This window comes from Nonomuraea angiospora, assembly GCF_014873145.1.
In the GTDB taxonomy this organism is placed as follows: domain Bacteria; phylum Actinomycetota; class Actinomycetes; order Streptosporangiales; family Streptosporangiaceae; genus Nonomuraea; species Nonomuraea angiospora.
In genome coordinates, this window is the sequence record NZ_JADBEK010000001.1 from 8,054,885 (window position 1) to 8,077,822 (window position 22,938).

General features: G+C 69.9%; 20 protein-coding genes. 12 read left to right on the forward strand and 8 right to left on the reverse strand.

What is annotated here, in order from left to right; translation table 11 throughout:
• Positions 1-127: 127 nt before the first annotated feature.
• Genes H4W80_RS36885 through H4W80_RS36895 form a run of 3 tightly spaced genes read left to right on the forward strand, consistent with a single transcriptional unit; the run spans position 128 to position 3,656 of the window.
• The gene (locus H4W80_RS36885) at positions 128-814 is read left to right on the forward strand and encodes a DUF998 domain-containing protein (RefSeq protein WP_192789282.1); all 687 of its coding nucleotides are present in this window, start codon (positions 128-130) and stop codon (positions 812-814) included.
• Between the two features lie 56 nt (positions 815-870).
• Complete coding sequence (locus tag H4W80_RS36890) at positions 871-3,282, forward strand: sensor histidine kinase (protein ID WP_192789283.1); 2,412 nt, start codon at positions 871-873, stop codon at positions 3,280-3,282.
• On the forward strand, positions 3,279-3,656 hold the full coding sequence (locus H4W80_RS36895) for a DUF742 domain-containing protein (RefSeq protein WP_192789284.1): 378 nt from the start codon (positions 3,279-3,281) through the stop codon (positions 3,654-3,656). Before H4W80_RS36890 ends, H4W80_RS36895 begins: the two co-directional genes overlap by 4 nt.
• Here H4W80_RS36895 and H4W80_RS36900 read toward each other — a convergent pair.
• The 5 genes from H4W80_RS36900 to H4W80_RS36920 form a co-directional block, all read right to left on the reverse strand.
• Positions 3,653-4,225 carry a GTP-binding protein gene (locus tag H4W80_RS36900; protein WP_192789285.1) on the reverse strand — a complete coding sequence of 191 codons (573 nt, stop codon included), beginning with the start codon at positions 4,223-4,225 and terminating at the stop codon, positions 3,653-3,655. The genes H4W80_RS36895 and H4W80_RS36900 overlap by 4 nt on opposite strands.
• Positions 4,206-4,568, reverse strand: coding sequence for a DUF742 domain-containing protein (locus H4W80_RS36905; RefSeq protein WP_192789286.1), 363 nt, complete (start codon positions 4,566-4,568; stop codon positions 4,206-4,208). The genes H4W80_RS36900 and H4W80_RS36905 overlap by 20 nt, the downstream gene beginning before the upstream one ends.
• Positions 4,565-4,972, reverse strand: coding sequence for a roadblock/LC7 domain-containing protein (locus tag H4W80_RS36910; protein WP_192789287.1), 408 nt, complete (start codon positions 4,970-4,972; stop codon positions 4,565-4,567). The genes H4W80_RS36905 and H4W80_RS36910 overlap by 4 nt, the downstream gene beginning before the upstream one ends.
• Before the next feature lie 13 nt (positions 4,973-4,985).
• The gene (locus tag H4W80_RS36915; protein WP_192789288.1) at positions 4,986-7,112 is read right to left on the reverse strand and encodes a sensor histidine kinase; all 2,127 of its coding nucleotides are present in this window, start codon (positions 7,110-7,112) and stop codon (positions 4,986-4,988) included.
• A gap of 167 nt (positions 7,113-7,279) precedes the next feature.
• Positions 7,280-8,137, reverse strand: a complete 858-nt coding sequence (locus H4W80_RS36920; RefSeq protein WP_318787237.1) for a PrsW family intramembrane metalloprotease — start codon at positions 8,135-8,137, stop codon at positions 7,280-7,282.
• Between the two features lie 225 nt (positions 8,138-8,362).
• On the opposite strand from H4W80_RS36920, the gene H4W80_RS36925 reads away from it, so the two are divergent.
• The 4 genes from H4W80_RS36925 (at position 8,363) to H4W80_RS36940 (ending at position 12,216) form a co-directional block, all read left to right on the forward strand.
• Entirely contained in the window at positions 8,363-8,563 is a 201-nt protein-coding gene (locus H4W80_RS36925) for a hypothetical protein (RefSeq protein WP_192789289.1), read from the forward strand.
• A 14-nt stretch (positions 8,564-8,577) separates the two neighbouring features.
• Positions 8,578-10,050, forward strand: coding sequence for an SPFH domain-containing protein (locus H4W80_RS36930; RefSeq protein WP_192789290.1), 1,473 nt, complete (start codon positions 8,578-8,580; stop codon positions 10,048-10,050).
• Positions 10,051-10,129: 79 nt separating this feature from the next.
• The gene (locus H4W80_RS36935) at positions 10,130-11,461 is read left to right on the forward strand and encodes a flotillin family protein (protein ID WP_192789291.1); all 1,332 of its coding nucleotides are present in this window, start codon (positions 10,130-10,132) and stop codon (positions 11,459-11,461) included.
• Positions 11,462-11,571: 110 nt separating this feature from the next.
• Entirely contained in the window at positions 11,572-12,216 is a 645-nt protein-coding gene (locus tag H4W80_RS36940) for a hypothetical protein (protein WP_192789292.1), read from the forward strand.
• A 51-nt stretch (positions 12,217-12,267) separates the two neighbouring features.
• On the opposite strand, the gene H4W80_RS36945 is transcribed toward H4W80_RS36940, so the two are convergent.
• Both H4W80_RS36945 and wecB read right to left on the reverse strand, forming a co-directional pair.
• Positions 12,268-14,304, reverse strand: a complete 2,037-nt coding sequence (locus tag H4W80_RS36945) for a glycosyltransferase family protein (RefSeq protein WP_192789293.1) — start codon at positions 14,302-14,304, stop codon at positions 12,268-12,270.
• Between the two features lie 56 nt (positions 14,305-14,360).
• The gene (gene wecB, locus H4W80_RS36950; RefSeq protein ID WP_192789294.1) at positions 14,361-15,491 is read right to left on the reverse strand and encodes a non-hydrolyzing UDP-N-acetylglucosamine 2-epimerase; all 1,131 of its coding nucleotides are present in this window, start codon (positions 15,489-15,491) and stop codon (positions 14,361-14,363) included.
• 176 nt (positions 15,492-15,667) lie between these two features.
• Between wecB and H4W80_RS36955 the strand changes: the two genes are divergently transcribed.
• The 5 genes from H4W80_RS36955 to H4W80_RS36975 all read left to right on the forward strand — a co-directional run bounded on the left by H4W80_RS36955 (position 15,668) and on the right by H4W80_RS36975 (position 22,220).
• The gene (locus tag H4W80_RS36955; RefSeq protein ID WP_318787238.1) at positions 15,668-17,215 is read left to right on the forward strand and encodes a glycosyltransferase family 4 protein; all 1,548 of its coding nucleotides are present in this window, start codon (positions 15,668-15,670) and stop codon (positions 17,213-17,215) included.
• A gap of 121 nt (positions 17,216-17,336) precedes the next feature.
• Positions 17,337-18,599: a nucleotide sugar dehydrogenase gene (locus H4W80_RS36960; protein WP_192789296.1), complete on the forward strand. Its 1,263-nt coding sequence runs from the start codon at positions 17,337-17,339 to the stop codon at positions 18,597-18,599.
• A 19-nt stretch (positions 18,600-18,618) separates the two neighbouring features.
• A complete protein-coding gene (locus tag H4W80_RS36965) occupies positions 18,619-19,710 on the forward strand; it encodes a glycosyltransferase (RefSeq protein ID WP_185069817.1) in 1,092 nt (363 codons plus the stop codon).
• Positions 19,711-19,720: 10 nt separating this feature from the next.
• Entirely contained in the window at positions 19,721-21,511 is a 1,791-nt protein-coding gene (locus tag H4W80_RS36970) for a DUF4434 domain-containing protein (RefSeq protein ID WP_192789297.1), read from the forward strand.
• Positions 21,512-21,554: 43 nt separating this feature from the next.
• Positions 21,555-22,220, forward strand: a complete 666-nt coding sequence (locus H4W80_RS36975; RefSeq protein ID WP_185069819.1) for an NUDIX hydrolase — start codon at positions 21,555-21,557, stop codon at positions 22,218-22,220.
• On the opposite strand, the gene H4W80_RS36980 is transcribed toward H4W80_RS36975, so the two are convergent.
• Positions 22,210-22,866, reverse strand: a complete 657-nt coding sequence (locus tag H4W80_RS36980; RefSeq protein ID WP_225963862.1) for a GNAT family N-acetyltransferase — start codon at positions 22,864-22,866, stop codon at positions 22,210-22,212. The genes H4W80_RS36975 and H4W80_RS36980 overlap by 11 nt on opposite strands.
• Positions 22,867-22,938 lie beyond the last annotated feature (72 nt).

A 22,938-nucleotide genomic window follows, 5' to 3' on the forward strand; every position in this document is an offset into this window, starting at 1 on the left:
TTCAGCGACCGAGCCGCGATCCGCAGGATCGCCATAAGCACGTCACCCCCCTCTCAGGGTCGGGTCAGGGTCGGGTCGGGGATGGCGCCCGATGTTAAACACTTGTCCCCGGCGGGAGAGTTGCCTCATGACCGCAGTGAAGAGGCTCTCCCCCCTGATCGCCTGCGCGGCGATCCTGTTCTCGGTGGTCGCCGTGCTGGTCGGGCAGTTCGGGCCCGATCCTCAGCTCGACCCCATGAACGTGACCATCAGCGAATACGCCGTGTCCGACCGCGGGGGCGTCACGGAGGTCGCCATGGCGGTGCTCGGGCTGGGGTCCCTGGCGCTGCTCCTGGGGTTGCGGGCGGCCGGCGCGCCGGTGCGGGGGATGCCTCAGTGGTTGCTGGGGGTGTGGTCCGGGGCCCTGGTCGTGGCGGCCGTGGTCCCGACCACGCCCCTCGGGACGGATCTCGACCTCGCGGCCCAGATCCACCGGTACGTGTCCGTCGCGGCATTCGTGAGCCTGCCCGCCGCGGGGGCGTTGATGGTGCCCAGACTGGGCTCAGACGCCCGCTGGAAGCCCGTGGCGCGGGTGGTGGAGTGGGTGGCCCTGGCCGGGGGGTTCGGGCTGCTGGCGATCACGTACGTGGCCCTGCCCGGCGAGCGGGTGATGATCGGGCTCGTCGAGCGGTTGCTGCTGGGCGCGGAGGTGACACTGCTGGGCGTGCTGGCCGCGTGGCTGGCGTGGCTGACCTGGCGTCCAGTGACCAGCCGAGCTGATGCGCAACGTGCGAATTTCCTGACATATCACAGATTTATCGCAAGTCGATCTTAAAACCACCTGTTTCGATGCTATTCTCTCCCGCGATCTTCTATCCGGGAGCAGGTGTCATGGCATCGGGCAGATCCATCAGATTCAAGATCTCGACGCTGCTGGTCATCCCCTTGGTCTCCCTGGTCGCACTCTGGGGCTTCGCCGCGAGCACCACGTCGGGGGACGCGCTCAACCTGCTCAAGGTCGAGACGATCTGGACGGGCGTCATCAACAACGCCGACGGCCTGATCTCCAACCTCCAGACCGAGCGCCTGGCCTCCGCCGAGCGGATCGCGGGCTCGGTCACGGCCCCCGACGCGCTGAACAAGGCGCGGGCCAAGGTCGACAACAACCGCAAGACGCTGCGCGAGCGCGCCATGTCCGAGGACGTGCAGTCGGCGCTCACGCAGGACATGAAGACCCAGCTCCAGAATGTCTTCGAGGCGATCGACCGGATCCCGGACATCCGCAGCAAGGTGGACGGCCGCAAGCTCACCCCCGGCACCCTCGTCACCGAGTACGCGAAGGTCTCCGACGAGATCCACCTGCTGTACTCCAGGATGATGGTCAGCACCGACCTCCAGATGGCGCTGCAGGCCCAGGGCCTGATCGCCGCTGACGAGGTACGCGAGCTGCTGAGCCGGGAGCACGCGCTGATCGTCGCCGGGAACGGCCGGATGACCATGCACTCCGACCTCCACCTGCTGGCCGGCCTGGACCACACCAGGACGTACCTGTTCCCCAAGGCCCTGGCCAACCTCGACACCGAGCTGCGGGCCCCGTTCGAGAAGCTGTTCTACTCCCCGCGCTACGGCACCATGGAGAACCTGCTGGAGAGCTACATCTCCGGCCAGCCTGTGGACGTCGAGCTGTGGCGGGGCGTGTCCGAGCAGGTGCAGAAGGAATACCGCGAAGCCGTCTGGCGCACCGGCGACAAGCTGCTGGCCCGGATGGAGCCCGCGGGCGTGGGCATCGTGGTGCGGGCGGCCATCGCGGGCGCGCTCGGCCTCATCGCCGTCATCTTCTCCATCGTCATCTCGATCAGGGTCGGCCGCAGGCTCACCCGCGAGATGCGGACGCTGCGCCGTACCGCGCTGGACCTGGCCGAGATCCGGCTGCCGGACGTCGTGACGAAGCTGCGCAAGGGCGAGAGCGTGGACATCGCCACCGAGGCGCCGCCCATTGCGGTGGATCGCGGCTCGACCAGCGAGGTCGCCGACCTGGCCGCGGCGTTCGACAGCGTGCAGAGCACGGCCGTGGACGCGGCCGTCGAGCAGGCCAGGCTGCGCGAGGGCGTGTCGCAGGCGCTGCGCAACCTCGCCAGGCGCAGCCAGTCGCTGCTGCAGCGCCAGCTCAAGATGCTCGACGAGATGCAGCGCCAGACGGAGGAGCCGGAGGCGCTGGAGCGCCTGTTCAGGCTCGACCACCTGACCACCCGCATGCGCCGCCACGCCGAGGGCCTGGTGCTGCTCTCGGGTGGCGCGGCGGGCCGCAGGTGGCGCGGCGTCATCCCGATCGAGGACGTGCTGAGCGGCGCGGCGGCCCAGGTCGAGGAGTACACCCGGGTACGCGTCTACCCGATGGCCGAGTGCGGCGTCTCGGGCGCGGCGGTGGCCGACCTCATGCACCTGTTCGCCGAGCTGATCGAGAACGCCGCCTCCTTCTCCTCGCCCAGCAACGAGGTCTCCGTACGCGGTGAGATGGTCGGCCGGGGCTTCGCCGTCGAGATTGAGGACCGCGGCCTGGGCATGGACGAGGCCGCCCGCAGGGGCATCAACGCGCGCCTGGCCAGCCCGCAGGAGTTCGACCCCTCCCAGACCGAACGGCTGGGCTTCGCGGTGGTCGGCATGCTCGCGGCCAGGCACGGCGTCAAGGTGACGCTCAAGCCCTCGCCGTACGGCGGCACCACCGCCATCGTGCTCGTGCCCGGCTCCCTGGTGGAGCCCATGGCGACCCCGGTGCAGCCGATGGCGTTCGAGTCCGTCTCGGTCTCGGTGCTCGGCCGCGGTGAAGTCCGGCAGGAGCCCACGGGGCCGGGCGAGCTGCCGCGCCGGGTCCGTACCAGCAAGCGAGGCCAGCAGACGGGCGGGACCGGCCCCGTGGCCGTGCCCCAGCAAGTGCCCCAGCAAGTGCCCCAGCAGGTGTCACAGCAGGTGTCACAGCAGCAGACGGGCAGCGGCCCGATGGCCCTGCCGCAGCAGCAACAGGAGCCCGACCTGCCGCGCCGCCAGCGGCAGCGGGAGACCGGGTTGCCGCAGCGCGAGCGCCAGAGGGAGACGGGGCTGCCGCAGCGCCAGAGGGAGACAGGGTTGCCGCAGCGCGAGCGGCAGGCGGACCTGCCGCAGCGGCTCAAGCAGACGCCGCCACCGGCGCCGCCGGCCGAGGAGCGCTCACCGGAGGAGGCCAGGGCGCTGCTCTCCTCGCTCCAGTCGGGCTGGCAGCGCGGGCGGCAGGACGCCAGTGACCAGGATGGGGGATCTCAATCGTGAGCGGCGAGCACGAGTGGGTGGATGAGGAGGCGGGCCCCGTCGTGCGGCCGTACGCGGTCGCGCGTGGGCGCACCAGGCCCACTTCCTCCAACGCCCTCGACCTGCTGGCGACCGTCGCCGGGACGGGGCTGCCCGTCCCGGCCAAGGCGGAGCTCAGCGCCCAGCACCGGCGGTTGCTGAGCGTCGTGGCAGGTCAGACCAGGCCCGTCGCCGAGGTCGCCTCGGATCTGGGCCTGCCCGTCGGCGTCGTGAGAGTGCTGCTGGGCGACCTGCTCGACCACGGACTGGTCACGGTCCGCCCGCCCCGCGACAAGGCCGCGACGCCCACGGAGAGCCTGCTCCGAGAGGTGATCAACGGCCTCAGGGCGCTCTAGTTCGCTGAGGCCAGCGTCCGCAGGGAGTGCTCCACGAGGGCGATCATGACTTCCTTGGCGGAGGTGCGCCTCCGCACGTCGCACAGCATGACCGGTACGTCGTCGTCCAGGTCGAGCGCGATGCGCACGTCCTCGACGCTGTGCCGCGCCGCCCCGTCGAAGCAGTTGACGGCCACCACGAACGGCGTGCCGCGCTGCTCGAAGTAGTCGACGGACGGGAAGCAGTCGGTCAGCCGCCGCGTGTCCGCGATCACGACGGCGCCCAGCGCGCCGTAGGACAGCTCGTCCCACATGAACCAGAACCGCTCCTGGCCGGGCGTCCCGAACAGGTACACGACCAGCCCGTCGCGGATCGTGATGCGGCCGAAGTCCATCGCCACGGTCGTGGTGTTCTTGGCCTCCACGCCGTCGAGGTCGTCGATTCCGATCCCACGGTCGGAGAGCACCTCTTCCGTGCGCAGCGGCTTGATCTCGCTGATCGCCCCGACCAGTGTGGTCTTGCCGACGCCGAACCCCCCTGCGATGAGAATCTTCAGCGCGACGGGGTCCTCAGAGAGCACGGAGTCCATTGATCACTTCCTTGAGAATGCGCTCATTCGACCGCGACCCTCCGGATGAGGGCGACGACACCGAGATGAGGCCGTGGTCACGCATGTCGCCCAGCAGGACCCGGACGACGCCGACGGGCAGGTCGAGCTCGACGGCCAGATCGGCCACCGAGATCGGATTGCGAGCTGCCCGCAGGATGAGTTGCTGTTCGGGACCGAGCTCGCCAGGCGGGTCGCCGATGGCGCGCACGGTTGCCACGAGGTCGAACATGTCCCCTGAGGAACGTGTACGGCCGCGAATGAGAGCATAGGGCCGAACGACGGGCCCCGCGTCCTCATCGAACCACTGCGGGCTATCGCTCATGACGCTCCAGCGCGCGGATTGGTGGTGATGTGCTGGCCCACCCGCTTGACCAGCATCGCCATCTCGTAGGCGATGTGGCCGACGTCCACGTTCGCATCGGCGATCACGGCCAGGCAGGTGCCCTGTCCCGCCGCTGTCACGAACAGGAAGGCCGACTCCATCTCCACAATGGTCTGACGCACGTCGCCGCCGCCGAAATGGCGTCCGGTGCCACGGGCCAGGCTCTGGAACCCGGCCGCAACCGCCGACAGGTGCTCGGCGTCCTCCCGGACCAAGCCTTTCGAGTACCCAATCGCGAGGCCGTCGGTCGACAAGATGACGGCCTGGCGCACCGCGGCGACCCTGGTGGCAAGATCGTCCAGCAGCCAGTTGAGCTCACCGGTGTTGGTGGTCGGCAAAGTCATGCATCCCCCTTACTCATGGCCCCTCCTCAGAGGCTTCTTCTCGGGCTCGTTGGGTCCCCCGCTGGAACGCGGAGAACAAGTCCCTTACCTCGTCCGGAGAGCGTTCGGGCGGCGGCTCCTGCTCGCGCGGCTCCTGCTCGGGAGCCCGCTCCTGCCCGAGCGGCGGGCTCTCCTTGAGCTGCGGCACCAGGTTGGCCTGCCGCACCCGCCTGGGCAGTCCCGCGTGGGTGCCCGAGGTCACCACGGCGAGCGCCTTCTTCCGCGTACGGCTCGGCAGATCGGCCTTGCCGTCGACGTCGCCCGCCTCCAGCGCCGCCTGCTCGGTCACCATCGAACGCGGCACGAGCACGATGGCCGTCGTCCCGCCGAAGGGCGAGGCCCGCAGCAGCACCTTGATCCCGTACCGTTCCGCCAGCTTGGCCACCACGAACAGGCCCAGCCTGTCGCTGTCGGCCAGGTCGAACTCCGGCGGCGCGGCCATCCGCGTGTTGAACGCCGAGTACTCGGCGACCGACAGCCCGAGCCCCCGGTCCTCCACCTCGATGACGTATCCGTTGCTCACCAGGTCGCCGCGCACCTGGACCGTGGTGTCCGGCGGTGAGTAGATGGTGGCGTTCTCGACCAGCTCGGCCACCAGGTGGGTGAGGTCGGCGGCGGCGGTGCCGTCGACCGCGGCGACCGGCATGCCCTCGACGGAGACCCTGGTGTAGTCCTCGATCTCGGCGATGGCGGCGCGGACGATGTCGATCACGGGCACCGGCTTGCGCCAGGCCCGTCCCGGCGCGGACCCGGAGAGGATCATCAGGCTCTCCGCGTGCCGCCGCATGCGGGTGGTCAGGTGGTCGAGGCGGAAGAGCTCCTCGAGCCGGTCGGGGTCGTGCGTACGGCGCTGCATGGCGTCCAGCAGCGAGAGCTGCCGGTGCAGCAGGCCCTGCTTGCGGCGGGCGAGGTTGAGGAAGACCTGGCCGACCCCGCGCCGCATCGCGGCCTGGCCGACCGCCGCCGTCACGGCGGTGCGCTGCACGGAGCCGAAGGCCCTGGCGACGTCGGTGATCTCAGCGGAACCGTGCACCCTGATCGCCCTGGCCTCCTTCCGCACGTCGACCTCCTCGCCCCTGCGCAGCCGCTCGACGATGTCGGGCAGCCGGCTCTGCGACAGCTCGATCGCGGCGGAACGCAGCCCGGCCAGCTCGCCGGCCAGACGGCGGCCGAAGCGTACAGAGATGATGATCGACGCGAGCACGGCGATCAAGCCCACGCCGCCCGCGACGGAGATCTTGACGATGGTGGAGGTCGCGGCCTCGGACGTGCGCGTGGCCAGCACGCCGGCAGAGGAGGAGCCGAGCTGGTCGAGCCGCGAGGTGAGCTGGTCGACGGCCTCGGTCCAGCCTTCGGCGGTGGGGGGCGGGCTGCCGGTCTTGATGATCCGCGCTTCCATGGTGGCGAAGGTCTGGAACGGCTCGGTGGCGAAGACCTGCTCGTACGGCCGGCGCAGCGTCACGTCGAGCCCGGCCAGGCCGCGCGCGTGCAGGAACTTCCTGGAGGCCGCGTACTCGGTGAAGGCGGAGACCTCGGGCGCCGTGAGCCGGCGGTCCGCCAGGGCCCCGATGATGAGCGCGTGCTCCCTGGCGATGTACTCCCTGGCCATGCCCATGGCCTGCAGCGAGGACGCCTGCTGGAAGATCGTCAGGTCGGAGACGGAGACCAGGTGGTCGTAGAGGGTGAAGATCGCGTCGAGGATGCGGTTGTACTCGTTCAGCCCGGCCAGCCGGGAGCCGAGGCCCCCGTCGATGTCGGCCCTGATCGCCCCGAGGCGGCCGAGGGCGGACTGGAGGGTGTCGAGCGGCAGCCGCAGGTCGTCGCCGACCGAGCCGCCGGCCTCCATGACGGCCAGCTTGAAGTCGGTGGCGGACCGGTCGGTGCGGGCGCGCTGGGCGCTGAGCACCGAGGTGAGCTTACGCGTGGTGAGCGTCTCGGCGGAGCGCACCCGCTCCGCCTGCAGCTGTAGTCCCAGGTCGGTGGAGGTGACACCGAGAGTCCGATAGAGCGTGTTCGCGCGGAGCAGTGACTGGGCGTCGCCCATGGTGAGGTTGAGGACGAAACCCCAGAGCGCGCTCAGAGACAGGAGGGGTAGCAGCAACAATAAGAAGATCTTGAACCGAATTGACCGGTTTCGCGAGCCCATGTCCCAACCTCGAGTCGGGGGCATTTCCACACCTTGTGTAAATACACCTCCGGAAGATCGCATAGGAGACTAGCACCGTTTATGGTTCCGGCGCAGTGGGAGGAACACGTTCATTACCGTGATTATTGGGACAAGATCTCGCGCCCGCGACGGGCCTTGGCGGCGATCGTCCGCAGCCACAGCAGCGCTACCAGCGAGATCGTGATGAGCCCGGCCCAGTTGACCATGGTGTACACGTGTACCTGCCATGTGGTCACGTTCGGGACCCGGCCGATGCGCAGGAGCTCCCACTGCCACGGCTGGCCGGTCAGCACGAGCGTGATCGCGATCGCGATGGCGGTCATGGAGTCCCAGAGGGCGTGCAGCAGCGAGACGCCGAGGTAGGCCAGGACGACGGAGCCGGTGAGCCGGCCACGCGCCGCGAACAGCACGCCGCCGGCGATGGCCGTCCACAGGCCGTGCCCGACGGGCGACAGGATGCCGCGCAGCACCTCGGTCTCGACGAGCTGGGACAGCGACAGGCCGTCGGAGGTGAAGAGGGCGTTGAAGGCGTACCCGGCGCTCTCGAACGCGGCGAAGCCGAAGCCGACGGTGGCGCCGAGCACGATGCCGTCCCGGGCGGAGCGCCGGACCATCCTCCTGGTGAGGAACATCAGCGCGCCGAGCTTCACGCCCTCCTCGATGAGGCCGACGAGGACGTACATGGCGATCGACGGGCGGATCAGCAGGCTCTCGAGGAGGGACGCGCCCAGCACGCCCAGCACGCCGCCCACCACGAACGCCACGAACAGCAGCTCCACCGTCACCTGCGGCGAGCGGTCGCGCCCGTACGCCCAGACCACGAACGTCACGGGCACCAGGAAGCTGCCGATCAGCACCACGGTCGGCACGAGGTTGGAGTTGGCCGTCCAGGAGGTGACCGCGACGCTGGCCAGCCACAAGACGAACCCGATCAGGAAGACCCGCGCCCACAGCTTCACAGCGCCTTCACCTCCACAGCGCGGAGGGCCGCCGCGACGGCGTCGCCAGGCCGGGCCCAAACCGTCGAGGCGCGAATACCCCGTTCCCCAGGCGTCAACCGTCGTCTCAGGCGCCAATCGTCCCGAATGTCCGAGTATTCGGGCCCGCCGGAATCTTCGTGCGGCCTATTACCGCGAATGCTCGTTTGGAGTAGCGTCCGGAATATCGCGAGCGGGGGGAGTCCGGTGGTCGGCAAGCAGGGCAGGGTCACGGGAAAGATCGGCCCAGGGCTCGTCGGCGAGGTCATGATCCCGGTCAGGGGCGGCGTGGAGGCGTTCTACGCACATCCCAGCGTGCCCGACGAGGAGTTCCTGACCGGATCCATCGTGGTTGTGGTCGAGTACTTCCCCCCGCGGACCGTCTACGTGGCCAGGGCGCTCATCTAAGGGAGGCCGCTCCGATGTCCCCCGAGTTCTACATCGCCGCCGGTGGCATCGTCGCCGCCGCGGTCGTCATCATCCTGCTGTTCAAGGCCGTGTGGCGGGTCGCGGAACCCAACGAGGCCCTGATCATCTCCGGGCTGGGCGCCCGCCGCCGGGGCGAGGGCGTGGACAGCCTGGGCTTCAAGATCATCACGGGCAAGGGCGCGGCCGTGCTGCCCGGGTTCCAGGCGGCCAGGCGGCTGCGGCTGGACACCAGGGCCGCCAACCTCCAGGTCTCCTGCGTCACCCAGCAGGGCATCCCCGTCCACATCCGCGGCGTGGTCATCTACAAGGTCGGCGACGACCTGTCCTCCATCGCCAACGCCGCCCGCCGCTTCCTCGACCAGCAGGACTTCATGACGAGCGCCATCCACGAGCTGTTCACCGGCCACCTGCGCTCGATCATCGGCAACCTCACCATCGAGGACCTCATACTCAACCGCGAGCGCCTGACCAGCGAGACCAGGGCCTCGGCCGCCGACGAGATGAGCAAGCTGGGCCTGATCGTCGACTCCCTGCAGATCCAGGAGATCGACGACGAGACCGGCTACATCGTCAACCTCGGCAAGCCGCACGCCGCCAAGGTCGCCTCCACCGCCCGCATCGCCCAGGCCCAGCGCGACCAGGAGGCCACCGAGGCCGAGCAGATCGCCGCCGCCAACATGGCCGCCGCCCGCCGCGACTCCCGCATCAAGGAGGCCTCCTACCAGGCGGAGATCGACCGCGCCCAGGCCACCGCCCGCCAGGCGGGCCCGCTGTCGGAGGCGACCGCCCGCCAGGAGGTGGTGGTCCAGGAGACCAAGGCCGCCGAGCTGGAGGCCAAGCTCGCCGAGCAGCGGCTGCAGTCGCAGGTGCGCAAGCCCGCCGACGCCAAGGCGTACGAGACCGTCACGCTCTCCCAGGCCGAGCGCGACGCCCGCATCGCGCAGGCGGAGGCCGAGGCCAGGGAGACCGAGCTGCGCGCCGCCGCGCAGGCCTCCCAGGTCAAGCTGGCCGCCGCGGCGGACGCCGAGTCCGTACGGCTGCGCGGCGAGGCCTCCGGCGCCGCCACGAAGATCGCCGGTGAGGCCGAGGCCCAGGCCGCCCGGGCCCGCGGTCTGGCCCAGGCCGAGGCCGCCAAGGCGCTGGGCCTGGCCGAGGCCGAGGCGTCGGAGGCCAAGGGCCTGGCGGAGGCGCAGGCGATCAGGGCCCGCGCCGAGGCGCTGAAGGAGAACCAGGAGGCGGTCATCGCCCAGCAGCTCGCCGAGCGCTGGCCGGAGGTCGTGGAGGCGGGGGCGAAGGCGTTCGGGAACGTGGACCACATGGTCGTGCTGAACGGCGCCCAGGGCGTCGAGGAACTGCTGGCCAAGGCCCTCACGCTCGGCGGCGCCGGGATCGGCCTGGCCAGGGCCCTGCTCAACGGCGCCACCCCCAACGGGACAGAGCCGGAAATATCTAGTAAAGCGCCTTGATCGGGCGTACCTTCTGAATAGGGCGAGCCGGGAAGTCTGGTCGGCGACTCATACGACCACGTCTTCCCTGGAGTGAGTCATGGACTTAATGCTCGCAGGCATCATCGCCCTCATCGCGTTCGTCGGCGTCGTGGCGTTCAAGCTGGTCTGGCGGGTCGCGGAGCCCAACGAGGCGATCCTCATCTCCGGCCTGGGCGCCCGCGGCCGGGAGACGCTCGGCTTCAAGATCGTCACCGGGAAGGGCGCGCTGGTCGTCCCCGGGTTCCAGACCGCGCGCCGGATGTCGCTCGACAGCCGCGTCTCCCAGCTCGAGGTCAAGTGCGTCACCAAGCAGGGCATCCCGGTACACGTGCGCGGCGTGGTGATCTACAAGGTGGGCGACGACTTCGTCTCCATCGCCAACGCCGCCCGCCGCTTCCTCGACCAGCAGAAGACCGTGGACGAGAAGACGCACCAGCTCTTCTCGGGCCACCTGCGCTCGATCATCGGCAACCTCACGGTCGAGGACCTGATCGTCAACCGGGACGCGCTCACCAACGAGATCCGCACCTCGTCGGCCGACGAGATGAGCAAGCTCGGCCTGAACGTGGACTCCCTGCAGATCCAGGAGATCGACGACGCCACCGGCTACATCTCCAACCTCGGACGCCCGCACGCGGCCGCGGTGGCCTCGCTGGCCAGGATCGCCGAGGCCCACCGCGACCAGGAGGCCAACGCCGCCGAGCAGGAGGCCGCCATCAAGAAGGCCGCCGCGGTCCGCGAGGCGCGCATCCAGCAGGCCGGGTACCAGGCCGAGATCGACCGGGCGGCGGCCCTGGCCAAGCAGGCGGGCCCGCTGGCCGAGGCCACCGCCCGCCAGGAGGTCGTGGTCCAGCAGACGACCGCCGCCGAGCGCGAGGCCCTGCTCGCCGAGAAGCGGCTGGAGGGCGAGGTGCGCAGGCCCGCGGACGCCAGGGCGTACGAGCAGGTCACGCTCGCGGAGGCGGCGCGGCGCGCGGCGGTCGCCGAGGCGCAGGCCGAGGCCGAGGGCATCCGGCTGCGCGGCGAGGCGGAGTCGGAGGCGACCAGGCTGCGCGGCATGGCGGAGGCCGCGTCCGCGCGGGCCAAGGGGCTGGCGCAGGCGGAGGCCATCAAGGCGCGTGCGGAGGCGCTGGCGAGCAACCAGGAGGCGGTCGTCGCGCAGCAACTCGCCGAGCGCTGGCCGGAAATCGTCGAGGCCGGCTCGAAGGCGTTCGGAAACGTCGAGCACATGGTGGTGCTGAACGGCGCCCAGGGTGTCGAGGAAATGCTCGCCAAGGCGCTCACGCTCGGGGGCGCCGGATTGGGCCTGGCCAGAGCCCTGCTCAACGGCGGATCACCAAACGCCGCCGAACCGGAAATCGTTCGTGAAACCACTGAATCCCGCGAATAGCGACGTTACTCGGCTGTCCGGTCTTCCATTCATCTAGCGTTTTGACAATGCCGCTGGAGCGAATTGGAGGACGAATGCTTAAGCCCATTTCCGGAATATTCCTGAGTTTGGTGGCCATTTCCGGATGTTCCGCCGACAATGCCCCGTCGGCGGCGCCCGCGGCCGCCGCGCCGTCCGCGGCGCAGGCCTCCGCCGAGACGGCCCGGCTGCGCGCCGCCCTGCTGCCCGTCCCCAAGGGCATGCACGTCGCGTACGGGCCCGAGCTGGGCGCGTTCGGCTCGCTCAAGTCCACCCAGCAGGGCCTCGCGGCCGTCCGCGCGGCCAAGCTGCAGCGGCCGGAGTGCGCGGGCGCGGCCCAGCTCGACGCCGACCAGCCCGACGTCGCCCAGGCGCCGGCGGCCGTGATCGCCTTCGCCGCCGACCGCGGCTCGATCACGCAGGCCGTGGTGTCGCTGCCCAAGAAGGCCTTCCCGGCGCCGCTGCCCAAGGAGTGCAACTCCTATACCGCGGACGTGAGCGGTACGCAGGTCACCTACAAGACGCGCATGCTCGCGATGCCGGCCAAGGGCGACGAGTCGCGGGCCTACCTCACGACGGCGGCGGGGGACCAGAAGAACGCGCAGATCGGGTCGGTCATGATCCGGCGAGGGACACTGATCATGAGCATGCTGGTGGTGGGGCAGCGGGTGAAACCGCAGGGGCTCTACGAGCTCGCCCGCCTCGCCGACCAGAACCTGGCCCAGATCACCCACTGACCGGTCCTTCTGAATGGGGGCACCGCCTGCGCGGCGCTCCCAGGGGAGGCCCTAGATGAGGACGTGGTCGTCCGGGCGGCCGACGAAGGAGAACTGGGCGTTGCGGGTCAGCTTGATGTGGTCCGCCTGCCAGGTGTGCATCGACGCGTCCGCGCTGCGCCAGTAGACGAAGTTGAAACGGTCCGCCGAGTAGATCTTGACGGAGTCCTCCTTCAGCCGCCGCACCAGGTGGGTGTCCTCACCACGGGTGATGTCCGCGAAGCCGTACGAGCGGAACATGTCCGCCTTGCCGAGGAACGTGCCGCCCTGGACCAGGAAGGAGTAGCGGTGCTCCAGCCCCGGCAGGCGGAGCATGGTGGTGTTGCTGCCCTCGAAGTACGCGTAGTGCGCCCCCTTGCCGACCAGCTCGGCGTCGGAGTAGTCGAACGCGCGCACCAGGTCCGACAGGTAGTGCTCCCCGTACAGGTTGTCGTCGTCCATCTTGGCGATCAGGTCGCCCTCGGCGGCCGCGATGCCCAGGTTCATGCAGGCGCCGAGCGACAGGGATGCGTCGGCGGGCAGGACGACGACGTCCGAGATGCCCGCCATGCGGGCCTTGTCGGCGACCACGACCGGGTCGATGTCCAGCCCGTGCAGCACCATGACGAGCTGGAGCGGCCGGTGGAGCTGGCGGGCCACGGAGGAGATGGCGTGCTCGATCTGGGAGGCGCGGTTGGTGGGCAGCACGACCGAGATCGAGCGCGACCTGGGCCGCACCTGGTGCCCGAGGTCCTGGAGGATCTGGTCCACGCGGTGCGAGAACAGGTGCTTGTCGAAGACCTCGCGCATCGCCAGGTGCCCCATCCTGGCCCGCAGTTCGGGGCTGTTGATCAGGTGCAGGACCTGGTTGTACGACTCGACCGGCTCGCGCGCGATGGGGATGAGCTCGCCGAACGTCTCCTCGACGGCCCGTGACCACCCCGACACGACGGGCGTGGCGCAGGCGGACAGCTCGAAGACCCGGCGGGCGCACATGGTCGGCGACTCGAGCACCGAGTTGACGTTGAGGAAGACCTTGTACATCCGGTACGCGGCCAGCATCTGGTCGTAGGGCAGCTCGCCCACGATGTGCGGCCGGTACTTCTCGGGCCAGGCGTACTTCTCGTCCACCTCGCCGTTGCGCGCGAAGATGTGCAGACCCAGCTCCCTGACCGGGTCGATGACCGTCTCCATCTGCTCGCGGCGCTCGGGGTGCTTGTCGCGGAAGTACATCCCGGCGAAGACCACGTCGTGCAGGCGTCCCTGCCGCTGCTGGATCGGGTTGTGGACGCGGGGCTGCGCGGCGAACTGCAGCACATCAACCCGATCGTGTCCCAAAATTTCCCGATATTTCGGCACCATGTCACCGTCGCAGGTGAACACGTAGTCGAACAGCTTGGCCGTGTCGATGAAGAAGTCGAAGTTCGGCGGGTCCTCCTTGTTCCAGAAGACCGTCGGGATGCCCTCCCGCCTGCACCAGGCCACCAGCTCGCGCAGCGGCTCCTTGGGCGCGTTGGTGCCGGTCATCTGGTAGCGCCAGCGACCCTGGTTCCCGTGCCAGGCCGACTCGCAGAACAGCAGGTCGGGCCGCTTCTCGGCGAAGATCTCCGGCCAGTCCTTGAGCCCGAACTCGATCTGGTCCCACTCGTACTTGAAGGCCATCCGGGAGAAGTCGTCCAGGATCACCGCGACCTTCAGGTCCGGCCGGTTGACCGGCCCCTTCGGCCACTTCACCGCCGGCACCTCGACCAGCGGCGGCCGGTGGTTGGCGAGCTCGGTCGCCTCGGAGACCGGGACGGGCGGCTTCGGCGCCTTCTCCTTCGACCTGACCGCCTCGACGATCTTCCCCGGGCTCTTCGAGCCCAGGGCCTCGCCCAGCTTGAACGTCCGCTTCGCCTGCGTGGCCTCCAGCTTCCAGCTCGCGTACGCGGCCTTGGCCTCGGCGATCTCCAGCCGCCGCCGCAGCTCCCTGACCTCGGCCTCGAATCGCTCGACGAGCTTGCGCTCCTCGGGCAGCCAGTTGACGGGCCCGAGCCGCTGGTACGTGGGCTCTTCGGGGGTTTCGGCCATGGTGATACGCCTATCGCTTAGCGGAGGTACGTGTCATGTTAAGGGGGATAAGGCCGCTATTCGGGGCGTTTGGCCTGAGAGGCAGGGGCGAGGTTGTCGCCCTTCAGCCACGCGGAGATCACCCGCGCGATCCGCGGCCCGGCCTGGCCGTCCCAGAGCACCGGCAGCTCGCCCGCCGGCGTGGCGGCGCCGTCGGCCAGCGCCTTCTCCGCGGCGGCCGGCAGGAGGGCCGGCGTGACCAGGCGGTTCGTGCCGTGCGTGATCGTGATCGGCCGCTCGGTGTTGGGCCGCAGGGTCAGGCAGGGGACGCCCAGCACGGTCGTCTCCTCCTGGACGCCGCCGGAGTCGGTGACCACCAGCGCGGCGCCGCGTACGAGTGAGAGAAAGTCCACATAGCCCAGCGGGTCGACGACCTTGATCGACTCCCCGTCGACCAGGCCCGCCTCGGCCAGCCGCGCCTTGCCGCGCGGGTGGACCGGCACCACGACCGGGATCTGGCGCGAGACCTCCAGCACCGCGTCCACGAGCTCCTTGGCGGCCTCGGGGGTGTCCACGTTCGCGGGCCGGTGCAGGGTCGCCACGGCATAACGAGCCGGTATGGCCAGCCGCTCCACGACGGGCGCCGGGTCCAGCGTCGGCAGCGCCGCGTACAGGCTGTCGATCATGGGGTTGCCCACCAGGTGCACCTTGGACGCGGGCACGCCCTCGTTCGCCAGGTAGGCCAGGGCCTCGGGGGAGGTGGCGAAGAGCAGGTCGGCCAGCGCGTCGGTGACGACCCGGTTGACCTCCTCCGGCATGCCCCGGTCGAACGAGCGCAGCCCCGCCTCCACGTGCGCGGTCCTGACGCCCAGCTTGGCGCAGACGAGGATTGCGGCCAGCGTCGAGTTCACGTCGCCGTAGACGACGACCAGGTCGGGGTCCTGCTCCTGGACGACCTCCTCCAGGCCGACGAGCAGCGCCGCGGTCTGCTTGGCGTGGCTGCCGGAGCCGACCCCCAGGTTCGCGACGGGCTCGGGGAGGCCGAGGTCGGCGAAGAAGACGTCGGACATCAGCGCGTCATAGTGCTGACCAGTGTGGATGATGCCCTGCCGCACGCCGAGTTCACCGAGTGCCCGCACCACCGGGGCCGCTTTCACGAAATTGGGACGAGCGCCCAATACGTGCAGGACCAGGGGGTTCTCCCTCATTGACCTCGCCTTTCATAGCGGAAGGGGAAAAACGTTGCCTATGGTACGGTCACCGCGTGGCATCCGACGCCAGTCGTCAAGACTCCTCCAAGGTTTCCGCGAAGTCCGCCCGAGCCGGCGTCGGTGGACTTCTCAAAGGTTTCGTCCAGCACCCGATCATCGTTTCCCGCGTCGTCGTGACGAAGGTCAAATCCGACCCCGTCCGGGTGGCCCAGGCCGCCGCCGACGCGCTCCCGCCCCGGCTGCGTCCCGTCGTGGGCAGCGTCGCGTGGCCGGCCGCGCGCCGCGCCCGGCGCATCGTGCGCAAGTTCGGCATGCGCGTGGTCAAGGGGCCGTGGAACGAGGCCAAGGAACTGTGGAACGCCGGCAGGGTGACCGAGGCCGCCGAGGTGCTCGAAGCCCACACCAAATACCCGTTCGTCAAGCGCAGGGCCGCCTACTACCGGGGCGAGCTGGCCGCGATCAGCCCTGACCCGATCCCGCCCGCGCCGAAGGTGGCCATCACCGACCGCGTGGAGGGCCGGGTGCTGCACCTGGTCACGAACGCGCTGCCGTACACGCAGGCCGGCTACACCGTCCGCACCCACCGCATCGTCACCTCGCAGCAGGCCGCCGGGCTCGACCCGCACGTGGTCACGAGCTGGGGCTGGCCGATGCTGCAGGGGCACGCGGACGCGCCGCCGTTCGAGGAGATCGACGGCATCCCCTATTACCGGCTGCTGCCCGACGGGCACGGCGAGATGCCGTTCGAGACGCGCGGGCGCATCATCAAGGGCGCCGCCGCGGTCACCAAGCTCGTCACCGAGCTGAAGCCGCAGATCCTGCACGCCGCCACCGACCACCGCAACGGCTCCATCGCGCACGCCGTGCGCGACAGGACGGGCACGCCGTTCGTCTACGAGGTGCGCGGCTTCCTGGAGGAGACCTGGGCCTCGCGCGACCCGATCCGCGTGGGCAGCGAGCGGCAGGTGCTCCAGCGCGAGCGCGAGGCGTTCCTCATGCGCGAGGCCGACGCCGTGGTCACGCTCGCCGAGACCATGGCCACGGAGATCGTCGAGCGCGGCGTGCCGCGGGAGAGGATCCACCTGGCGCCCAACGCGGTGGACGACTCGCTGCTGACCGCCCACTACGACGGCGCCTCGTTCAGGAACGCGTACGGCATCGCCCCCGACGAGATCGTCGTCGGCTCGGTGTCCAGCATCGTGGCCTACGAGGGCTTCGCCACCCTGCTGCGGGCCGCCGCGCTGCTGCGTGACGGCGGCACCCCCGTACGGGTGCTCATCGTGGGCGACGGCACCGAGCGCGAGAACCTCCTGGCGCTGGTCGACGAGCTGGGCCTGAGCGACGCGATCCTGCCGGGCCGGGTCGGCCCCGACGAGGCGTTGCAGGCGCAGGACGCCATCGACATCTTCGCCTGCCCGCGAGAGGACCTGCGGGTATGCCGACTTGTTACGCCATTGAAACCCGTCGAGGCGATGGCGCTCGGAAAGCCCGTCGTGCTCAGCGATCTGCCTGCTCTGTCCGAGCTCGTGGGCTCCGACGGCGCCGGGCTGCTCGTCCCTCCGGGTGACCCGGCCGAGCTCGCCAAGGCCATCGCGGGGCTCCGGGAGGACCCGGCCCGGCGCGCCGAGATGGGTGAGGCGGGACGGGCGGAAGTGGCGGCGAAGCGGACTTGGAGCCGCGTTGCCGAGACTTATCAAGCCCTATACCGGTCGCTTGCCTAATGTTGACCTTCGCGTTGGCTGTCACTTCTGACGTGTTCGGTCGCATTAGGCGTGAGCTAGGTGGACTTGAGATAACCTTTGCGACCATGAAGTGTTGTTTCCGGCTCTCTAAGGCACTGCTGTGACAGAAATCGACTTGGCTGTCATCGGCCTGGGCTATGTCGGCATGCCGCTGGCCAAGGAGGCGGTCGCCGCCGGCCTGCGGGTCGTCGGCCTCGACGTCGACCCCGCCAAGGTCGACGCGCTCAACGCCGGGCAGTCGTACATCGATGACCTGGCCGACGCCGACCTCGAGCACATGCTGGCCAACGGGTTCAGCGCCACGCTCGACGAGACCGTGCTGGCCAGAAGCAACACGATCGTGATCTGCGTGCCCACCCCGCTGGACGAGGACCACCGGCCGGACCTGTCCGCCGTGGAGGGCGCCACCAAGGCCGTCGGCCGCAACCTGAGCGCGGGCACGCTCGTCGTGCTCGAGTCCACCACCTGGCCCGGCACCACCGACGAGGTGGCCAGGCCGCTGCTGGAGAGCTCGGGGCTCGTCGCGGGCAAGGACTTCCACCTCGCCTTCTCGCCCGAGCGCATCGACCCCGGCAACCCCAAGTTCGGCCTGCGGAACACCCCCAAGGTCGTGGGCGGCTACACGCCGACCTGCCGCGACCGCGCCACGGCGTTCTACGGGCAGTTCATCGAGCAGGTGGTGCCGGTCAGCGGCACCCGCGAGGCCGAGATGGCCAAGCTGCTGGAGAACACCTACCGGCACGTCAACATCGCCCTCGTCAACGAGATGGCGATCTTCTGCGACGAGCTCGGCATCAACCTGTGGGAGTCGATCGAGGCCGCGGCGACCAAGCCGTTCGGCTTCCAGAAGTTCCTGCCAGGTCCGGGCGTCGGGGGGCACTGCATCCCCGTCGACCCGTCGTACCTGTCGTACACCGTGCGCAAGCTCGGCTACCCGTTCAGGTTCGTGGAGCTGGCGCAGGAGATCAACGAGCGGATGCCGTCCTACGTGGTGGCCCGCGTCCAGCGACTGCTGAACCGGCATAAGAAGGCCGTGAACGGCGCCCGGGTCGTTATGCTCGGCGTCACCTACAAACCGGACATCGCCGACGAACGCGAAACTCCGGCCCTCCCGGTGGCGCGTGCGCTGCTGGAGCTGGGCGCCGAGCTCTCGTTCGCGGACCCCTACGTCAAGGAGTGGGCGGTAGACGGCACCCCGGTGCCGCGTGAGGAGGATCTGGCCAAGGCCGTGATCGACGCGGACGTGACGCTGCTGCTGCAGCAGCACGCCGCGTTCGACCTCGACATGGTCGAGGACAAGGCCCGGCTCGTGCTCGACACCCGCGGTGTGCTCACCGAGGGTGAACGCGTCGAGCGGCTGTAGCGACGGAGGGCTGCGCGCAGTGCACGTGCTCGTCATGACGGTGGTGCATAACCCCGAGGATGCTCGAATTCTGCACAGGCAGATTCGTGCCCTTGTGGATGCCGGTCATGAGGTCACGTACGCCGCTTCGTTCACCGCTCACGGAGTCGTCCCGCGACCCTGGGTGACCGGCGTCGACCTCCCCCGAGCAGCCCAGCGCAAACGGATGGCGGCCGTGTGGGCCGCCCGGCGGCTGTTCAAGCGCATGCGCGACAAGGTCGATCTCGTCCTCATCCACGACCCCGAGCTGCTGTTCGCCGTCTGGGGCGTGCGCAACCGGCCGCCCGTGGTGTGGGACGTGCACGAGGACACCCCCGCCACGCTCTCGCTCAAGCCGTGGCTGCCGGCGCCGCTGCGGCCTCCCGTGCGGTTCTTCGCCCGCATGCTGGAGGGCACCGCGGAGCGCCACATGCACCTGCTGCTGGCCGAGACGGCGTACGCGGGCAGGTTCAAGCACGCCCACCTGATCGTCCCGAACGAGACCTGGGTGCCCGACTCCGTGACGCCTCCCGGCGACGACCGGGTGGTCTACCTCGGCTGGCTGTCCAGGGCCAGGGGCGTGTTCGAGGCCGTCGAGGTGGCGAAGCTGCTGCAGCCGTACCGGGTGGCCGTGGAGCTGATCGGGTACGCCGACCCGCAGAGCCGTCCGATGCTCAACCAGGCCGTCACCGAGGGCCTGCTGGAGTGGCGCGACTTCATGCCCAACGACGAGGCGCTCAAGCGGCTCGACGGGGCGCTGGCCGGACTGTCGCTGCTGCACGACGAGCCGAACTACCGCCACTCGATGCCCACGAAGATCGTGGAGTACATGGCGCACGGCATCCCCGTCATCACGACCCCGTCGCCGCGCGCCGTCGAGCTGGTGGAGCGATATGACAGCGGCGTCGTGGTGCCCTGGGAGGACCCCAAGGCCGTGGCGCAGGCCGTCCTGACGCTGCGGGACGACGTGCGGGAGCGGCGGGCGCAGGGCGCGCGCGGCTACGCGGCGGCACGGGCGAACCACCACTGGCCCAACTCGGCCAAGCGCTTCGTGACCCAGCTCGAGTCCTGGGCCGGGGTCAAGCGGGGGTAGGTTCCTGAGCGTGCGCTGGCTCTTACTCGTTGTGGGCGCAGCGATCCTGGCAGTGGTCGCCGCCGTGGTCATCGTCATGCCGCCGTCCGACGAGCCCGCGCCCACGGCCGCGTCCTCGACGCCCAAGCCGTCGCATACCGACCCCACGCCGAAGGTGTCGAAGTTCACCGACCCCTGTGGCACGTTCGAGACCAGAGAGCGGGCCCCGTACGCCGTCACCGGCTACTGGATCACCCCCAAGTCCAACCCCTGCACCTGGCGCAGCCAGCTGGAGGAGATCCACAGCGTGGGCGGCGACACGATCATCCGGATCGGGTACGGCCTGCAGTTCCGCACCGTCTCCGACTCGGGCGAGATTCTGACGAGGGACGGGGAGCTCGACTCGCTCTACAAGGCGTGCGAGGAGGACGGGCTCACCTGTCACGACGCCGCCGAGCGGGACCTGCGCGAGGCCAACCCCGGCAACCGGATCGGCCGCACCTACGTCTACCGCACGGACGAGTCGTTCGGCCCGGACCTGTTCCGGTGCCCGCAGATGGAGCGCCCCATCAAGGCGGGCAAGCGGATCTACTACCGGCTCATCACCCAGCCGGACGGCTCCGACGACGCCACGTGCGACTTCTCCAGCAAGGCCACCTCGTACGACATGATCCTCGTGGCCGGGTCGGCGGAGGACAGCCTGGGCAAGCTCCTCGACCTGGGCGACCAGTTCGGCATGCGGATCTTCCCGGCGCTGCCGCTGGCGCCGCGCGACCCCCAGACGCCCATCAGGGCGTACAAGAAGCATCTCGGCACGCTGACCACGCTGACGCGGCGCATCCTTCAGGACTACGGCGTGCGCTTCGCCGACCGCGACTCGCTCGGCGGGGTCTACCAGCCGTTCGAGGTCCAGATGGCCGCCACCCTGGCCACGAATCCGACGCTGGAGGTGTACGCCGACCAGCACACGATCGTGGAGCAGGAGCTTCCCGGCAAGCCCATCCTGATCAGCCCCTACATGGACGCGCGCAAGAGGGTGCCCTTCGGGCAGACGCCCAAGCAGGTGGCCGAGGCGTTCAAGGCGCTGGCGAAGACCGGGGTCGGCATCATCGCGCCCCAGGACAGCCGGGGGACCGGCAAGGTGGGGCTGTTCTGGCCGGACCAGCGCGACGACGAGGTGGACGAGCGGCTGCGTCCCGTGGTGGGAGAGTCCACCTACGGGACGGCCTACCACGGCTCCACGCGGGACTACTACCGGGAGATGGCGGCGGCCCGAGCGGAGATGGTCGCGGCCGGCTACCAGGTGGACCTCTGGGCGAACGTCGAGGCGTTCGAGCCCTCCGGCAAGGAGCCGTGCGCCCCGCAGGGCACGCGCGGCAAGACGGACAAGAAGCGCCTGGACCAGGCCGTGACCATGGCGGGACGGTACGTGCAGAAGGTCGTCTCCTACATGTGGAGCGACTTCATGACGTGCGGCACTCCTTCGCTGGAGAAGGAGATCACCACCGACTGGCGGCGGCCGATCGCGGTGGACGCGATCAGGAAGGCCCGCGACATCCAGGACGGGGTGGAGGTCCGCGGCTACAACTTCAAGGACAGCACCGTCACGATCACCTGGTCCGGGGGGACGAAGGACCTGTCGGTGCCGGCCGTCGGCTGGCTGGACGAGACCCGGCAGGAAGGGCTGGCCGAAGGCATGGTCACGGCGTGGGTGCCGTTCGATTGGACGCAGGTGCCGGCCGGGGAGTGGGTGCAGATCACCGTCAAGGGGCCGTCCGGTCAGGTGACGACGGAGCCCCTGCACGTTCGGATTGTCACGTAGGCACGGTTACCTGCCGACTACTGACAGCGTGTAGCGTTCCTCCATGGTCCCGAGCATCCCGGTCAGCGTCGACCTGGTCGTGCTCACCGTGCGAAACCACGCCCTGAGCGCCCTGGTGTGGCGCCGTGACAACCCCCCGTTCCTCCGCCGCTGGTCCCTGTCCGGCGGCTTCATCCAGCTCGACGAGGACCTTCCGGCCGCCGCCCACCGCATCCTCGCCGAACGGGCCGGCCTGCCGGGCGCGCCGGTCCACCTGGAGCAGCTCCAGACGTACGGCTACCCCGACCGCGACCCTCGCCAGCGCGTCCTGAGCGTCGCCTACCTGGGCCTGGCCCCCGACCTGCCGGCCTCGGAGAAGGCCCACATGAGCTGGCAGCCGGTCGACTCGCTCACGGTGATGGCCTTCGACCACCGCCGCATCATGCAGGACGGGATCGAGCGGGCGCGGGCCAAGCTGGAGTACACCCCGCTGGGGGCGGCCTTCTGCCCGCCGGAGTTCACGGTGGCGGACCTGCGCCGCGTGTACGAGATCGTCTGGGGCCGGTCCCTGGACCCGCGCAACTTCCACCGGAAGGTCACCAAGGCCGAGGGCTTCCTGGTGGAGACGGGCGCCACCACGACCAGGGACGGGGGCCGCCCGGCCAAGCTCTACCGCCGCGGCCCCGCCGAGCTCCTTCACCCGCCGATGCTGCGCAGCCTCAAGGAGTAGGGCTCCTCAGCACGGCGGCGGTCATGGGGGTGTGCAGGCTCCAGCCGAGGGTCTCGTAGAGGGCCTGGCCCTCCGCCGTGGCCACCAGCACGCCCGTGCGCGCCCCCATCGACGCCGCCGTGCTCGCCAGCGTCCGCATGATCACGGTGCCGAGCCCGCGGCGGCGGTGGTTGCCCGCGGTCTCCACCTGGTCCACCACGGCCGTGCGGCCCGCCAGGGCGAACTGGCCCCTGGCGGCGACCTCGCCCGCGGCCGTCAGCAGGCGGGCCGCCGTGACCCCGGCGCGGGTCGTGACGGCCAGCGTGTAGCCGGGGGGAGCAGGGAAGGCCCCGCGGGCCAGGGGTGCCGTCATCATGAACTCCGGGTCCTGGACCGCCCACCGCTCCGGCAGGAAGGGGCTGACGTCCGCGGCGGAGGCGCACAGCTTCAGCCAGGTCCCGGGCGTCATGACGGTGTCGGTCAGGCGGTGGAGGGTCTCCGGCGTCGGAGTGGCGACGATGTGGCGGGCCACGTGGCCGGGCAGGCCCACGTCCACCCGCAGGCCCCACGGCACCGGCACGGGTCGGGGGGCGTTGCGGGAGATCACCCAGCCGTCCACCCAGGCCCGAACTGTTGCGGTATGGGCAGTTATGAGAACCTCCGTCATGATGTCCAGCTTATGGTCTGCCCTCCACCGCCTACCGGGGCGTAGCAGGATAAAAAGGACACGGCGTGGCGC